Below are 16540 nucleotides of genomic sequence, written 5' to 3'. Positions count from 1 at the left end.
TAGACCTTACTAGTGCCTATCCTAAATCTACATAATCTTGCAAGTATTTAAATCTATCGGTTAATCTACCGCTATCTGTAATTTTAGCTCGATGCAAAAGTCCGTCTACATCGCCGCTCATTAGTGCTGGAAACACATGCTTAATGAACTGTTCTCCAAAGCCATCACTAGCGTCTTTAGGCAACTCACAAGGTAAATTATCAACAGCCATTACAACAATTGCTGCTGGATGAAAAACATCTACTTCGGTTCCCTCAGAAGGTAAATAACCGTAAAAAGGTTCAGCGATTGTAGAAGCGCGAACTGTACACGCAATTGGACCATCTACATCACAGGAAATATCAGCTACAACTTTGATCTTGCAATCTTGTGATTTTAGCATCTCACGAGAAAGAATTTGAGGCGCTCCATTGCCATAAAAATGTCCAAAAATTGCAATATCTGCTACATTAGCAAATCTGGCAAAATCAGATTCATACTCTTCTGGATGGTGATAAAAATCATTGTTATCGGTTGATCCTCCATCTTTTCTCTTGTTATACTCCAATACATCTATTTGTACATAAACCGCTTGAGTATATTTTTTCGATAAAAAATCAGCCACACCAACACGCTTAATTTTCATTGCATCCAACATTTCGATACAACCAGAACCTACTTTTCCTGTACCTGTTACTACAATTTTTAAGGGAGGTAAGACCTGACGTTTCAAATATGAAATTAACATGGCTTGATCCGATAAGGTTTCCGCTTTGGGTAACTTAAACAATTCAAATTTTAATCCAAAAGCCCTGAACGCATTATACGTTCCTACTATTCCTGCATATTTACCGAAACCGATAAGTCGCTTTTCATCGGCATCAACTATGGTTTCATGATCGTATAATGTAATATTGTTTTCCAAAATTTCCCTCAAAAGCGCTTGATTATGAGGCTGCTTTTTAATTGTATGAGAAAAAAAGAAATAGGATTTATTTGGAATTAAATTAACTAAAGGCACTTCCTTAACTCCAATTAAAACATCACAATCAGCAACATTATCAGTCACTTCTATCCCTAAAGATTGATAGTCTTCGTCTTTATATACACGATTTTCTGAACTTTCTACTACAAATTGAGCAGTAGGATACAGCTGTTGTAGCTGAACTATAGCAGTTGGCGACAAAACCACTCTTCGATCAGGGGGATTTTTACGTTCTCGAATAATTCCAAATCTAAGAGCGCTTTTACTCATAATTTACTAATTTTATTAGGTATGTAACCTCACAAATTTAATAATTAAAAAATCAACTTAAAACTATTTTAAGAATTCAATAGCAATCTATTTTTAAAAAAGATTGAAATACAATAAATTAGAAATTTAATAACAAAATATGTGAATAAAAAGTGATTGATAATTTAAAAAAAGCATTCTAAAATAGATGTATTCTATATATTTGTGCATCAAGTGCCACAATAATGAAATATATTAATACATCCTATTCACTGTCAATTCTACTATTACTTTTTCTAGTAAGCTCATGTAAAAAAGTAGAATTCGAAAACACTATAAAAGATTCTGAACTTCCTAAAAATGTTTTGCCAAAAATGAAGCCTTTGGTAGAAGAACCTTCATTAGATGGCAACTTTATTTCAAATACTCGTAAAAAAATTGCTCATTTTTACAATAAGAATTGGCCTAAAAAAAGAGCTAATGGTGCTTTTTTAGTTGCAAAAAACGGTCAAATTGTTTTTGAAAAATACGATGGATTAGCCAACTTCAATAAAAAAGATACAATTACCGCATCTACTCCATTACACATAGCCTCAGTAAGTAAAGTAATTACAGCGGCTGCAGTTTTAAAACTTGCGAATGCCAAACGTTTGAGTTTAGATCAAAAAGTGAAATCCATTTTAAAAGAATTTCCTTTTGAAGATATAACAGTAAGAATGTTACTCAACCACCGAAGTGGACTTCGTAATTACGCCTATTTTACAGATAGAAATGACGGCGTTTGGGACAGACGTAACAGATTGAAAAATCAAGACATATTAAACATTTTAGCTACCAAAAATATAGGTGTAGAATCCAAAGCCAATACCCGATTTGCTTATTGCAATACTAATTATGCATTGTTAGCATTAATCATAGAAAAAATAACAGGCACTAGTTATAAAGACGCTATGGCTGAAATGATTTTCAAACCTCTAGGAATGACTAATACATTCGTATTCGACTATGAGAAAGATAAAAATCGGATTGTTCCTTCCTACAAAGCCAATGGAATAGAAATCGGTAAAGATTATCTCGATGAGGTTTATGGAGACAAAAATATATTTTCAACCGCTAGAGATTTGTTAAAATTCGACCGAGCTAGAAATAGAAAAGATTTTTTAGAGCCAGAATTAGCTAAACAAGTCTATGTTGGCTACAGCAAAGAAAAGGAAGGTGAGAAAAATTATGGTCTAGGCATACGAATGATTAATTGGAAAACAGGTCAGAATTTTTATTTTCATAACGGTTGGTGGCACGGAAATACTTCATCTTACATAACACTTCCAAAAGAACAAGTAACTATTATTGCTTTGTCCAATAAGATGAATAAAAGTACTTATAATGTAAAAAAAGTAGCTCCTTTATTTGGCGATTACCCATTTGAAATGGATACTGAAGAATAATTCGATATATGATATTCGATATACAATCCCGACGCTTCGGGACGATATACGATATTCGATCCCGACGCTTCGGGACGATTATATGATTTATGATTTGGAATTTGAATTACCAAAATCAATTCGTTTTTATCATTAAAAAAGATTTACCTTTGCAACTCCATTTTCGGAACAGTTTTTGACTATTCCAGGTCATTATGGGGTCGACTGGTTTTGACAGCAAGTCGAATTGAAAAGTAAGCAGGTCGAGAACTGAAGTAATTCTCGTTAATAAAAGGCTTCACACTTTTTACACGGCGAAGGAAACTACGCTCTTGCTGCATAATCTGAATCATAGTAAGATTAGCCTCGTCCTACCAGGTAGGAAAGCAGGATTCTCCTCAAAGGCTTTGGTTTATAGCATTTGATCTAGGGGAATCGTAAATATAAACCTAGAGTATCGTAAGTTTTGGGCGGTACTTGAAAATAAAAAAACTAAGTGTTTTGTGGCTGTTTCTGGCCTAGCAAAACATCGAAAATTCAATCAGGAAATAAGCCTGTAGAAAGCTCTTTAGTTGCTTGTTTGGACCCGGGTTCGATTCCCGGCGACTCCACAAAAAAACCTGATAATCAATTGATTATCAGGTTTTTTTTTAAAAAACTATAATTTCATTTATAAGTCAATTACATATTTCGTCTGTATTGTCCACCCACTTCAAACAACGCATTGGTAATTTGTCCTAACGAACATACTTTGGTAGCCTCCATTAACTTTTCAAAAATATTTTGATTATTAATCGCTGCGTCTTGAATACTGTTCAATTGTTCAGTTACTTTTTCGGCGCCCGATTGATGTAGATTATGCAACATATCAATTTGATATTGCTTCTCTTCTTCCGTTGCACGAATAACCTCTGCAGGAATAACCGTTGGTGAACCTTTTGAGCTCAAGAAGGTATTTACCCCGATAATTGGAAATTCGCCTGTATGTTTCAAGGTTTCGTAATACAAACTTTCTTCCTGAATTTTGGAACGTTGGTACATGGTTTCCATCGCACCCAATACACCGCCACGTTCTGTAATTCGGTCAAATTCTTGTAAAACAGCCTCTTCTACTAAATCGGTTAATTCTTCGATAATGAACGAACCTTGAATTGGATTTTCGTTTTTCGCTAATCCTAATTCTTTATTAATAATCAACTGAATTGCCATAGCTCTTCGCACAGATTCTTCTGTTGGCGTAGTAATGGCTTCGTCATACGCATTCGTATGTAAGGAATTACAGTTGTCGTAAATCGCATACAAAGCTTGTAGCGTCGTACGAATATCATTAAAATCAATTTCTTGCGCATGCAACGAACGTCCAGAAGTTTGAATGTGGTATTTCAACATTTGCGCTCTTTCGTTGGCTCCGTATTTGTTTTTCATGGCTTTCGCCCAAATTTTACGAGCCACACGACCAATAACCGCATATTCTGGATCCACTCCGTTAGAGAAAAAGAACGATAAATTCGGACCGAAATCGTTGATGTTCATTCCGCGACTCAAATAGTATTCCACGTAAGTGAAACCATTAGCTAAGGTAAATGCTAATTGGGTAATTGGGTTCGCTCCTGCTTCTGCAATATGATATCCAGAAATAGAAACCGAATAAAAATTACGAACGTTTTGTTTGATGAAATACTCCTGTACATCACCCATTAATCGTAAAGCAAATTCAGTAGAGAAAATACAAGTATTTTGTGCTTGATCTTCTTTTAAAATATCGGCTTGAACCGTACCACGAAGTTGTGCTAAGGTTTTAACTTTGATATCATTATAAACATCTAATGGTAAAACTTGATCGCCAGTTACGCCTAAAAGCATCAACCCTAATCCATTATTCCCTTCTGGTAAATCGCCTTGATACGAAGGACGTGTTACCCCTTTTTGCTTATAAATTTCGTTGATTTTAGCTTCAACTTCCTTTTGTAAACCATTTTCAATAATGTATTTTTCACAGTTTTGATCGATAGCCGCATTCATAAAGAATCCTAACAACATTGGAGCTGGTCCATTAATCGTCATGGATACAGAAGTCATTGGATGACTCAAATCGAAACCAGAATACAATTTTTTTGCATCGTCTAAACAACAAATTGAAACTCCAGCATTACCAATTTTTCCATAAATATCAGGACGAATGTGAGGGTCATTTCCGTACAAAGTCACCGAATCAAAAGCCGTTGATAATCGTTTTGCTGGCAATCCTGCAGAAACATAGTGAAAACGCTTGTTAGTTCGTTCTGGTCCTCCTTCACCTGCAAACATTCTACTTGGATCTTCGCCTTCTCTTTTAAATGGATACAATCCAGAAGCAAAAGGGAATTCTCCAGGAACATTTTCTTGTAAATTCCATTTTAAAATATCGCCCCAAGCTTGGTATTTTGGCAAAGCTACCTTTGGAATTTGCAAATGCGAAAGCGATTCGGTATGTGTTGCAATTTTAATTTCTTTATCTCGAACTTTAAAACTATACACTGGATTTTTATATTTATTCACTTTTTCGTCCCAAGTTAAAATGATTTCCCAGTTGTAAGAGTCAAGGTTCATTTTTACTCGGTCGAATTCTTTAGTCAATAACGAAACGAAATCTTTGTTATCGGCATTGATTTTTAAAGAATCTTCAACTATTCCTGCTTTATCTAATTGTGGTAAATTACCGTTAACCGATTCCACAGTTTTAAAAATTCCGTATAATTTTTGAGCTACTTCTACTTGAGAAAGTACCGTTTCATCGTATTTTCTATTGTTTTCTGCAATTTCAGATAAATAACGGGTTCTATGAGGTGGAATTACGAAAATCTTCTCGCTCATTTCACGCGTAATTTCAAAAGTCGATTGTAAATCAGCTCCTGTTTTTTCTACAATCTTATCCATTATGGATTTGTACAGCGTATTCATTCCTGGATCGTTGAATTGTGAAGCGATAGTTCCAAAAATTGGCATTTTATCTGTATCTACATCCCATAAATTATGATTGCGTTGGTATTGTTTTTTTACATCACGAATGGCATCTAAAGCACCACGTTTGTCGAATTTATTCAGCGCCACTAAATCGGCAAAATCCAACATATCGATTTTTTCTAACTGTGTTGCAGCTCCAAACTCGGGAGTCATTACGTATAACGAAACATCTGAATGTTCTAAAATTTCGGTATCCGATTGTCCAATTCCAGACGTTTCTAAAATTATGATATCGTATTTAGCCGCTTTCAGAACTTCAATTGCTTCAGCTACATATTTTGATAAGGCCAAATTGGATTGACGAGTAGCCAACGAACGCATATAAACTCTTGAATTGTTAATCGCATTCATACGAATTCTATCGCCCAATAAAGCGCCACCAGTCTTACGTTTTGAGGGGTCAACCGAAATCAATCCGATTGTTTTTTCTGGGAAATCGATTAAAAAACGACGAACCAATTCATCTACTAAAGATGATTTTCCTGCGCCACCTGTACCGGTAATGCCCAAAACAGGAATTTTAGAGGTTTCATTTTTTTGATGAATTTGGTCAAAAACCGATTTAGCAATTTCTGGAAAGTTCTCAGCAGCCGAAATTAATCGTGCAATAGCTGTTGGATTTTTCTCTTCTATGTGCGATAATTCTCCAGTTAATTTATCTCCAATTGGATAATCAGACCGTTTGACCAAATCGTTAATCATACCTTGTAATCCCATGGCACGGCCATCATCTGGAGAATAAATTCTTTCAATGCCATACTCGTGTAATTCTGAAATTTCTGAAGGTAAGATTACGCCTCCACCTCCGCCAAATATTTTGATGTGACCAGCTCCTTTTTCCTTAAGTAAATCGTACATGTATTTGAAATACTCGTTGTGACCCCCTTGATAAGAAGTCATTGCAATTGCATTCGCATCCTCTTGAATGGCAGTATTTACAACTTCTTCAACACTTCTATCATGTCCAAGATGAATTACCTCTACACCAGTGGCTTGGATAATTCTTCGCATGATGTTAATGGCTGCATCGTGTCCGTCAAAAAGTGACGCTGCGGTTACAATTCTTACTTTATTAACAGGAATATAAGGAGTTTGTGAATCCATTTAACAATACAATTTAAATTAAATTACGAATTTATAAATTATCGAATAAAAAATGCTTCAAAAATATTTAAAATTTAAAAAAACATTATAAAAATTGAGAATACAACTAATTTTATTGTAATTCCAATTCATTTAGGTTAAAATTCGACCAAGAAGAACTCTTCCTGTACCATAATTGTCCTTGATCAACAGTCAAAGGACAATCAAAATTATTAGTATATAAGGCTCCGGTTCCTAATCCTTGAGGCATTTGATTGTTCTGTAAAAAAGTCCATTGAGCTATAGCATTCAATCCAATATTACTTTCTAAAGCCGAGGTAATCCACCAACCTATTTGGTACTTTTCAGCTAATGAAATCCACTCTTGCGTGCCTCTAAATCCACCTACGAAACTAGGCTTCAAAATAATATATTGGGGTTTGATTTTTCGCAATAAAGCCTCTTTTTCTTCCAGTCCAAAAACACCAATCAACTCTTCGTCTAAAGCAATTGGAAATGGAGTGGTTTTACATAGTTCTGACATACTGTCAGTATTGTTTTTAGCAATAGGTTGCTCAATACTATGTAACTTAAATCCAGATAATTGAGTTAATTTATTTAAAGCTTTATTTTTATCAAAAGCACCATTAGCATCTAATCGTATTTCGACTTCTTCAGCAGTAAAATTAGCTCGGATAAACCGCAATAATTGCAATTCTTTTTCAAAATCAATGGCGCCTATTTTCAATTTTACACATCGAAATCCATCTGCTAATTTTTCTTCAATTTGTTCCTTCATAAACGCTTCCTCTCCCATCCAAATCAGCCCGTTAATTGGAATCGATTTTTGACCTTCAGTAAAGTCAGAAGGAAAGAGTAAAAAAGGGGTTTCGCTCTCCAAAGATTGGAATGCCATCTCTACTCCAAATTGAATCGAAGGAAATTCTAACAACGCTTCCCAAAGCAAGTCTTTACCCAAATGAATATTAGCGCAAGTCCATGTCAATTTTTCTTCGTAATCCGGACGATCATCACAGCTAAGCCCACGAAGTATTCCGCACTCGCCTATTCCCTTTTTGCCGTCTTGTTCCAAAACGATAAACCAGGTTTCCTTATCCGTCATAACTCCTCTGGAAGTTCCCGAAGGACGTTTAAAATGCAGTAAATACTTGTGATAGGTTGCTTTCAAAGGGAATTATTCTAAAATTTTTAAAACAGCGTTGAAGTTTTCATCTTGAATTCCTGCTTTTTGAAAAGCATCGAAATCCAATTTTGTTTTTTGCGTCCAACTCAAACTATCCGTAACATTTTGATTGGAATAGGTTTTATGAATTGCTTTAGCTGACTTATAATTCCCATTCAGCAAATAAGCATGCGCTAAATTCAATTGAATCAACAGTTCTGTAACGTCTAATTTTTCACCTTCTTGAAGTATTTTAAGCGCTTTACTGTATTGCTTTGTAATCAAATAGTAATAACCAAGTGTATTGTAGTCGGTTACTTTAGCCTTACCATTATTGATTATAGTATTCATTTTAGCAATTGCAGCACCATAACTACCCTTTTTCGCCAAAACTGCGGCTTGTGTGCGTAAATCTGAATTGAATGCGTCAGAAGCGCCCGTTTCGTTAAAACAAATTGTCCCAAAATCTTTAAAAGCTTTATTGCGTTCTTCAATTAATAATTTTTGAAACTCTTTGAACGTATATTTTAATTGGATTTTATCTGAAACACAAACGCAAAAATCACCTGAATTAGTCATTTTTTGAGACAAATTAGAGGTTTTACATTGATCAATAATCGCTTTGCGATTATCTTTGGTCCAACCACGACTCAATTTGTAATCTACCCAAGGCACTACTTCAAGAACAATCTTTTGATTCATGATCCAGTTTTTACTTTCGAAACCAAACCACAATAGATTATTTGATTTTAAACAAGTAGATTTATCCATGGACAGGCGTTTTGCGTCTTTACTAACAGGTTCATCTTGAATAAAACAAGCTTCATCTGTATTTCCAGTTGTTACATAATTATTCGCCGCATCCGACTTAGAAAAAATAGCATATTTGCATTTGTCGTCTCCCGATATTTTCGAAACCAAAAATACAGCTCCAGCCGAACCCTGACTGATTCCTGTCGGATCTGGAATCGCTTTTAAAACCGAAACCAAGCTATTCGCCATTTGTTGGTTTTTGTCCAAAAGCGTAATACGGTATATTACCTCAGTAGTTCCTGTTGGCAAATCGTCAATCTTAATTAATATACGATCGCGAGCCGAAACCACTACTTCTTTTGTAGTTGAACGTTCTTTATCCCAATAGCCGTCTTTTTGAGCAAACAGCACCGGAATAGTCATAAAAAAGAAAATGAACGAACTTATAATTTTTAACATAGCTGATTAATCTCTGTATTGTATTGTATTGTACTCCTAGTTGATTTAAAAATTGTAATTGATATTGGTATTGTGTTACGAATTGTTTACAATTAAGTCCGAAAAGAAAAAAATCATACACAAAGCTAACAATACCGAAAGCGCAAATGTACTCAATGCTACTTTTTTTAATTCAGGATCTAACAATTTGTTATTTTGATTTTTACGAACAGTTAATAGATGTTTTACTAAAGGTAAATAAGCAATTAAAAACAAATACTGATCAAAGTGAAAATCACTCAAAACAGCAAAAATCAAAACCAAAAACATGGCTCCTATAATCAAGAAGTAATGGTATTTTTTAGCATTTTCAATTCCCATTTTTACAACCAACGTATTTTTTCCTGATTTTCTATCCGAAGCTTCGTCACGCATATTGTTTAAATTCAGCACTGCTACGCTTAAGAAACCAATCGCTGATGCTGGCAAAATCAAAATCGCATCCATTTGTTTGGAATACAAAAAATTAACTCCAAGCGTACTTACTAATCCGAAAAACACAAATACAAATACATCTCCAAAACCACGGTAACCGTAAGCAGAGTTCCCTACTGTATAGCGAATAGCAGAAGCGATGGCTGCAATACCTAAAATCAAATAAAATAACGAATAGCCTAGATTGTGTGCTCCAAAGGCCAGATAAATTAAATAAATAGCCGAAAACAAAGTCAATCCTGAAGTCAGGATAATAGCGCTTTTCATAGCCTGAGGAGTAATTACCCCTGACTGAATAGTTCGCTTTGGACCCACTCTATCTTCGTTATCAGTTCCTTTAATTCCGTCGCCATAATCATTGGCAAAATTAGAAAGGATTTGCAATCCTAAAGTAGTTAGAATAGCAAAAGCAAAAAGTTTCCAGTTGAAAACTTCCGTTGGAGTAAGCACATCATCCGTTGGATTGGCCAAGGCATACATACTTCCCACAATAATTCCAGAAACTGATAAGGGCAAGGTTCTTAATCGAGCGGCTTCTATCCAGTGTTTCATTTTTCAGGTTATGAGTTTAATTAATAGGTTTATAAAGTTAAAATATTTAACGCTTTACTTAAAACCCAATTATGGTAACCATTTTTTCTCGAAATTCGGCTTTCTTTTTTCCAAAAAGGCATTTCTACCTTCTATAGCTTCTTCTGTCATGTAGGCCAAACGAGTGGCTTCGCCTGCAAAAACTTGTTGTCCAACCATACCATCATCGGTTAGATTCATAGCGAATTTCAACATTTTGATAGATGTTGGCGATTTAGCTAAAATTTCTTGCGCCCATTCATAAGCGGTATCTTCTAATTCGTCATGCGGAATAACAGCATTCACCATCCCCATTTCATAAGCTTCTTGAGCCGAATAATTGCGACCTAAGAAAAAGATTTCACGTGCTTTTTTCTGTCCTACCATTTTGGCTAAATATGCCGAACCGTAGCCTCCATCAAAACTGGTTACATCAGCATCTGTTTGTTTAAAAATAGCGTGTTCTTTACTCGCTAAAGTCAAATCACACACTACGTGCAAACTATGTCCGCCACCGACAGCCCAACCTGGAACAACACAGATAACCGCTTTTGGCATAAAACGAATCAATCGTTGTACATCTAAAATATTCAATCTATGGTAACCGTCTTCACCCACGTATCCTTGGTGTCCACGTGCTTTTTGATCTCCGCCACTGCAAAAAGACCAAATTCCGTCTTTGGACGAAGGTCCTTCTGCCGATAATAAGACCACTCCTATCGAAGTATCTTCTTGTGCATCATGAAAGGCTTGTAATAATTCGGAAGTAGTTTTAGGTCGAAACGCATTACGCACATCAGGGCGATTAAAAGCGATTCGTGCTACTCCATTGCATTTTTTATAGGTGATATCTTCAAATTCTCGGACTGTTTTCCAATCTATCTTGCTCATAATTCTTTGATTTGAGTGTAAAAATAAGTCATTTTTTAGATTCTCTACTAAAAAGAAAACTTAAAGTTAGCGGTGCAACATAAAAAAAGGCAACTCAATAAAATGAATTGCCTTTTGCTTCTATTATAAATTTCAAATTACTCTTTAATCAAGTAAATTCCGTCGTCTTTAATTTCAATTAATTTCTCTTTGTACAAAGCGCCGATTGCTTTCTTAAAAGTCTTTTTACTCATTTTTAAGACCGTTTTAATATCTTCTGGATGCGAATTATCATTTAAACGTAAAAAGCCACGATTCGCACGCAATTCATCTAAAATTTTCTCCGCATTAGGTTCGATACTTTGATATCCTTGCACTTGCAGCGCCACATCAATCTTATTATCAGGACGAATGTTTTTAATGTAACCTCTCATTCTGTCACCGGTTCGAATAGCATCGTCGTATACCTCATCTTTGTACAACAACCCTTTGTGTTGTTCATTGATAATTACATTGATTCCGATTTCCGTGATATGCGAAACAATCAAATCTACTTCTTCTCCTTTTTCAACCGTCAAATGATCGTTACTCAAAAACTGATTGGTTTTGCTTGAAGCCACCAAACGATTGGTTTTTTCGTCCATATACAAATACACCAAATAGCGTTTTCCTTTTTCCATTGGACGCGCTTGTTCTTTGAACGGAACCAAGATATCTTTTTCCATTCCCCAATCCATAAAAGCACCAATCTGGTTGATGTAATTCACACGCAAAAGTGCAAATTCATTCAACAAAATATAAGGCGCTAAGGTCGTGGCTACTGGGCGTTCTTCGTGATCTAAATACACAAAAACAATTAACTCTTCTCCTATTTCAAATTCGTTTGGAACGTATTTGTTGGGCAAGAGCACATCGTGAATCCCTTCAGGATCTTTTTCGGGATTTCCCAAAAACAAACCTACTTTAGTGTCACGTAATATGGTAAGCGTATTGTATTTTCCTATTGCTAACATTTCTTCAATTCTAGAGTGCAAATGTACGAAGCCATTTTGAATATCCGAACTATTCGCAAGAAACATAATAAAGGGTTAATTTTTCTGAATTCCTTTTCGTGTACTCTTTATAAAAATAACTATTTTTGCGGTCTAATTTTTTTAGCTATGCCAAATAAAAAATACAAAATCGCAGTTATTCAATTGAATCTGAATGATGTTGCCGAAAACAACTTAAAGAAATGTTTGAGTTGGGTTCGTGATGCAGCTAGTCAGGGTGCCGAAGTAATTTCGCTACCCGAATTGTACAGCAGTCATTATTTTTGTCAAAGTGAAGATGTCGCTAATTTTGCGTTAGCAGAACCATTGTATAGTACTTCTTTTATTGCTTTTAGTGCATTAGCAAAAGAATTAGGCGTTGTGATTATTGTTCCTTTCTTCGAAAAAAGAATGGCGGGAATTTACCACAACAGTGCTTATATTATTGACACGGATGGTTCAGAAGCTGGTTTGTATCGCAAAATGCACATTCCAGACGACCCCCATTTCTATGAAAAATTCTATTTCACACCAGGTGATATAGGTTTTAAAGCATTTCCTACCAATAAAGGAAAAATTGGAACCCTAATTTGTTGGGACCAATGGTATCCTGAAGGAGCGCGTTTGACGGCTTTGCAAGGTGCTGAAGTTTTATTTTATCCAACAGCTATCGGTTGGCATCCTTTAGAAAAAGAAGAATACGGAGTCAATCAACACGGCGCTTGGATGAATGTAATGAAAGGTCACGCGGTTGCGAACGGCGTTTATGTTGCCGCTGCTAACCGTATTGGTTTAGAAAAATATTTACCAAATACCTCTGGAATCGAGTTTTGGGGTTCGTCTTTCATTGCTGGACCACAAGGCGAAATTTTGGCACAAGCCTCCCACGATAAAGAAGAAATCTTGATTGCCGAAGTGGATTTGGACTTGCAAGAAAATGTACGTCAAAACTGGCCTTTCTTTAGAGACCGCCGTATTGATGCGTTTGGAGATATTACAAAAAGAGCAATAGACTAATAATGAGTACTCCAAACAGACGTTTCCCTGCCGAATGGGAAAAACAAGAAGGTATTTTACTATGTTTTCCGCATAATGGAAACGATTGGCCTGGCAAATACGAAGCCGTTCAATGGGCTTTTGTCGAATTCATTAAAAAAGTAGCTGCTGTAGAAAAAGTATTCTTGGTAGTAGCTGATGAAAAATTGAAAACTAAAGTAGCCGAAATGCTGGAAAGAGCGCACGTTCAGCTTACTAATATTTCCTATATCATTCATAAAACGAATCGTTCTTGGATGCGTGATTCGGGTCCTATCATTGTGAAAAATGGTTCTCAAAGAGAAGCCTTGAATTTCAACTTTAATGGTTGGGCAAAATATTCCAATTACCAATTAGACAAACACGTTCCAAGTAAAGTAGCTGAATTCTTGAAGTTGCCTTTAACTCAGGTAACTTACAACGGAAAACCCGTTATTGTTGAAGGTGGCGCCATTGATGTGAATGGAAAAGGAACTTTGTTGACTTCAGAAGAATGTTTGATGCATCCTTCGATTCAAGTGCGCAATGCTCATTTTACCAAGGCGGATTATGAAGCGGTTTTTAAAGAATATTTAGGTGTTACTAATGTGATTTGGGTGGGTGACGGAATTGAAGGAGACGATACCCACGGGCATATCGATGATTTATGTCGTTTTGTAAACGAAGATACGATTGTAACGATTGTTGAGGAAGATAAAAACGATGCCAATTACCAACCGCTTCAAGACAATCTAAAGCGTTTGCAAAATGCTAAATTGGAAAACGGACAATCTCCAAAAATTGTTTGCTTGCCGATGCCAAAACGTTTGGATTTTGAAGATTTGCGTTTGCCTGCTAGTTATGCTAATTTCTTAATTTTAAATCATTGTGTTTTAGTTCCCACTTTCAATGATAGTAAAGATCGAATTGCATTAAATATCTTAGCAGATTGTTTTCCTGACAGAGAAATAATAGGAATTAGTGCTACTGACTTTATATGGGGATTTGGAACGTTACATTGTTTAAGCCAACAAATTCCAGCATAAAAACGAAACTTTATAACATAAAAAAACGACTGATTGCTCAGTCGTTTTTTTATTAGAATTTAATCCGTTTATTGTTTTGTAAATGGTATTTTTCTACCATCAGCCAAAATCATTTCAAAACCAGATTTGGCATCATTGAATTGTAATTCCATTCCGGCACGTTTAGATTCAAATTTATTTTTACCGGTTGGTGTTAAATTAAACTTTGGATAACCCGTAATCTCTACATTTAAGGCACCATTTTTTTCAGTAAGTGTAAATTTAATTGGTGCTTGCGGATTGGTATAAACTCCAAGGTAACCATCTAAAATTAGATCTTCCTCTACTTTTCCTTTTTCAGCAGTCCAAACATTATTAGCTTCATTTACATCTGGAAATACATGATCTGGATCTAGAGTAATACTTTCAATTGGTTCGGTAGAATTGTGTTTGAATGACCATTCTATATTTCTTTGCCAAATTTCAACAGGTAATTTAACACGCGTTACTTTTCCACTCCTAGTTTTGACATCTAAAACAATTGGCATTGCCATTTTTTCAAAATTCTCAATATTAATTATAATTCCTTTAGCGGGATCATTTTTAATGTATTTAATAGAATTAATTCCTTGGTCTAAGCGCCAATTGTATTGGAACCAACCTCTCCAAAACCAACTCAAATCTTCACCAACTACATTTTCAATAGTTCTAAAGAAATCATCCGGTGTTGGGTGTTTATATGCCCAGCGCTCAACATAGGTGCGTAAGGCTAAATCAAATCGTTCTGGTCCTAGCACTTGCTCTCTTAATATTACTAAACCGGCACTTGGTTTAGAATAACATAATGTTCCAATATTTGCTTCTTTCATATTATCAGGAGAACTCATCATCGTTTCTAATGCAGAATTTGTGTATTGTTCTGCATCTCTATGTAAGTCGGCTTTCTCTTCTTTGTACTCTCCATTGTTGAAATCAACTGAACTTAGTGAATTAATAAAAGTATTGAAACCTTCATCCATCCATGCAAATAATCGTTCGTTAGACCCAACAATCATAGGAAACCAAATGTGTCCAAATTCATGGTCAGTTACTCCCCACAAACCTGCTCCTTTAGACTCCCAACTACAAAATACAATTCCAGGATATTCCATTCCGCCTTCGTTACCTGCAACATTCACAGCCGCAGGATAAGGATATTCCATCCAACGTTTTGAATAATTTTCAATTGAAGTTTTAGTATATTCTGTTGATCTTCCCCAAGCTTCATTTCCATCACTTTCCACTGGATAAACAGATAATGCCAGCGCTTTTTTCCCACTAGGCAAATTGATTTTAGCACCATCTAAAATAAAGGCTGCTGAAGAAGCCCAAGACACGTCTCTAGCATTCTTGATTTTGTAATGCCATGTTTTAGTCGTAGTAGCTGTTTTTGGCAAGCTATTTACTTCTGCTGCAGTTCTAATCAAAACGGTTGCATCACTTAATTTAGCTTGAGCCAAACGTTTTTGTTCTTCTGAAGAGTACACTTCAGTAGGATTTAACAATTCTCCTGAGCACACCACAATATGATTAGATGGCGTTGTAATTTTTATGTCAAAATCTCCGTATTCCAAATAAAACTCTGATGCTCCCAAATATGGATTGGTGTTCCAACCTCTTACATCATCATACACACACATTCTTGGATACCATTGTGCCATGGTGAAAATTTTACCATTCTTGGTTTCCAATACTCCCATTCGATCTGATCCTTCAAATGGAGCAATAAAAGAAAAATCAATTTTGATTTTTACCACTCCTCCTTTTGGATTCAATCCTTGCGGAAGAAATACTTGCATTCTAGTATCTGAAATCACGTACTTCGCATCTACCTCAGTTGTCTTTCCATTTAAAGTAGAAACTATTTTAACTGACTTTATTTTATGACCTCCGTCAAAAACTTGTCCTTGAGCTCCGTTACGACTACCTGAGATAGGCACAACAGCATTTCCACGAGAATCGGATTTGAATAAATTTTGATCTAAATTCATCCAAACAAAATTCATTTTATCTGGACTATTATTCGTGTAGGTTATGATATCTGTTCCAGTAACTTCATTCTTTATTTCATCTAGTCGAGCTGTAATTTGGTAATCAGCTCTATTTTGCCAATATTCATGACCAGGCATTCCGCTAGCTGAACGCGTATTTGTTCCATTTTTAGAATAGAAAAAAGGAGCAAAAGCATCATGATAATTGTAATTTGATTTTTGTTTTACTTCGGGTGCTTGCTCTTGAGACCAAATAGTCGAAATACTAAATAATAAAGTCAATCCTAAAATGACTTTGGTACGTATGTTTTTCATGTTTTTAAATTTTATATCACAAATAAATGAAAAAAAAGCAGATTTTAAACCAAACTAATTTATTTATGTTTGAAAAATATAAATAGAACTCTT

11 protein-coding genes and 1 other RNA gene are annotated in these 16540 nt (G+C 35.4%); 4 read left to right on the top strand and 8 right to left on the bottom strand.

From position 1 onward, the window contains the following. Window positions 1-16: 16 nt before the first annotated feature. Window positions 17-1234, bottom strand: a complete 1218-nt coding sequence (locus LPC20_RS07200) for an NAD(P)-dependent oxidoreductase (protein ID WP_229323943.1) — start codon at window positions 1232-1234, stop codon at window positions 17-19. Window positions 1235-1458: 224 nt separating this feature from the next. Here LPC20_RS07200 and LPC20_RS07195 point away from each other — a divergent pair, with 224 nt between their 5' ends. Beyond that, complete coding sequence (locus LPC20_RS07195; protein ID WP_229323941.1) at window positions 1459-2658, top strand: serine hydrolase domain-containing protein; 1200 nt, start codon at window positions 1459-1461, stop codon at window positions 2656-2658. Window positions 2659-2854: 196 nt separating this feature from the next. Then, window positions 2855-3251: a transfer-messenger RNA gene (gene ssrA, locus LPC20_RS07190) on the top strand. Between the two features lie 67 nt (window positions 3252-3318). On the opposite strand, the gene LPC20_RS07185 is transcribed toward ssrA, so the two are convergent. The 6 genes from LPC20_RS07185 to LPC20_RS07160 all read right to left on the bottom strand — a co-directional run bounded on the left by LPC20_RS07185 (window position 3319) and on the right by LPC20_RS07160 (window position 12045). Next, window positions 3319-6744 (bottom strand): methylmalonyl-CoA mutase family protein, encoded by a 3426-nt coding sequence (locus tag LPC20_RS07185; RefSeq protein WP_229323940.1) that lies wholly within the window; start codon window positions 6742-6744, stop codon window positions 3319-3321. 112 nt (window positions 6745-6856) lie between these two features. Further along, the gene (locus LPC20_RS07180) at window positions 6857-7912 is read right to left on the bottom strand and encodes an o-succinylbenzoate synthase (protein ID WP_229323938.1); all 1056 of its coding nucleotides are present in this window, start codon (window positions 7910-7912) and stop codon (window positions 6857-6859) included. Window positions 7913-7918: 6 nt separating this feature from the next. Beyond that, window positions 7919-9118, bottom strand: coding sequence for a tetratricopeptide repeat protein (locus LPC20_RS07175; protein ID WP_229323936.1), 1200 nt, complete (start codon window positions 9116-9118; stop codon window positions 7919-7921). 75 nt (window positions 9119-9193) lie between these two features. After that, the gene (menA, locus tag LPC20_RS07170; RefSeq protein WP_229323934.1) at window positions 9194-10144 is read right to left on the bottom strand and encodes a 1,4-dihydroxy-2-naphthoate octaprenyltransferase; all 951 of its coding nucleotides are present in this window, start codon (window positions 10142-10144) and stop codon (window positions 9194-9196) included. A 69-nt stretch (window positions 10145-10213) separates the two neighbouring features. Further along, on the bottom strand, window positions 10214-11053 hold the full coding sequence (locus LPC20_RS07165) for a 1,4-dihydroxy-2-naphthoyl-CoA synthase (RefSeq protein WP_229323932.1): 840 nt from the start codon (window positions 11051-11053) through the stop codon (window positions 10214-10216). A 137-nt stretch (window positions 11054-11190) separates the two neighbouring features. Beyond that, window positions 11191-12045, bottom strand: coding sequence for a CvfB family protein (locus LPC20_RS07160; RefSeq protein ID WP_229327142.1), 855 nt, complete (start codon window positions 12043-12045; stop codon window positions 11191-11193). 147 nt (window positions 12046-12192) lie between these two features. Here LPC20_RS07160 and LPC20_RS07155 point away from each other — a divergent pair, with 147 nt between their 5' ends. Further along, window positions 12193-13080, top strand: coding sequence for a carbon-nitrogen hydrolase (locus LPC20_RS07155; protein ID WP_229323930.1), 888 nt, complete (start codon window positions 12193-12195; stop codon window positions 13078-13080). Window positions 13081-13082: 2 nt separating this feature from the next. Further along, window positions 13083-14123, top strand: coding sequence for an agmatine deiminase family protein (locus tag LPC20_RS07150; protein ID WP_229323928.1), 1041 nt, complete (start codon window positions 13083-13085; stop codon window positions 14121-14123). A 68-nt stretch (window positions 14124-14191) separates the two neighbouring features. On the opposite strand, the gene LPC20_RS07145 is transcribed toward LPC20_RS07150, so the two are convergent. Beyond that, complete coding sequence (locus tag LPC20_RS07145) at window positions 14192-16447, bottom strand: M1 family metallopeptidase (RefSeq protein ID WP_229323926.1); 2256 nt, start codon at window positions 16445-16447, stop codon at window positions 14192-14194. Window positions 16448-16540 lie beyond the last annotated feature (93 nt).

This window comes from Flavobacterium ammonificans (assembly GCF_020886115.1).
GTDB lineage: Bacteria > Bacteroidota > Bacteroidia > Flavobacteriales > Flavobacteriaceae > Flavobacterium > Flavobacterium ammonificans.
The sequence above is the reverse complement of the archived record's forward strand: the minus strand, read 5'-3'. Positions and strand labels throughout refer to the sequence as shown.

Excerpts from the sequence above, each read along its gene's own strand:
- LPC20_RS07145 (WP_229323926.1), bottom strand. The coding sequence starts at position 16,447 with ATGAAAAACATACGTACCAAAGTCATTTTAGGATTGACTTTATTATTT.
- LPC20_RS07165 (WP_229323932.1), bottom strand. The coding sequence starts at position 11,053 with ATGAGCAAGATAGATTGGAAAACAGTCCGAGAATTTGAAGATATCACC.
- LPC20_RS07185 (WP_229323940.1), bottom strand. The coding sequence starts at position 6,744 with ATGGATTCACAAACTCCTTATATTCCTGTTAATAAAGTAAGAATTGTA.
- LPC20_RS07200 (WP_229323943.1), bottom strand. The coding sequence starts at position 1,234 with ATGAGTAAAAGCGCTCTTAGATTTGGAATTATTCGAGAACGTAAAAAT.
- menA (WP_229323934.1), bottom strand. The coding sequence starts at position 10,144 with ATGAAACACTGGATAGAAGCCGCTCGATTAAGAACCTTGCCCTTATCA.
- LPC20_RS07160 (WP_229327142.1), bottom strand. The coding sequence starts at position 12,045 with ATGTTAGCAATAGGAAAATACAATACGCTTACCATATTACGTGACACT.
- LPC20_RS07150 (WP_229323928.1), top strand. The coding sequence starts at position 13,083 with ATGAGTACTCCAAACAGACGTTTCCCTGCCGAATGGGAAAAACAAGAA.
- LPC20_RS07195 (WP_229323941.1), top strand. The coding sequence starts at position 1,459 with ATGAAATATATTAATACATCCTATTCACTGTCAATTCTACTATTACTT.
- LPC20_RS07155 (WP_229323930.1), top strand. The coding sequence starts at position 12,193 with ATGCCAAATAAAAAATACAAAATCGCAGTTATTCAATTGAATCTGAAT.
- LPC20_RS07175 (WP_229323936.1), bottom strand. The coding sequence starts at position 9,118 with ATGTTAAAAATTATAAGTTCGTTCATTTTCTTTTTTATGACTATTCCG.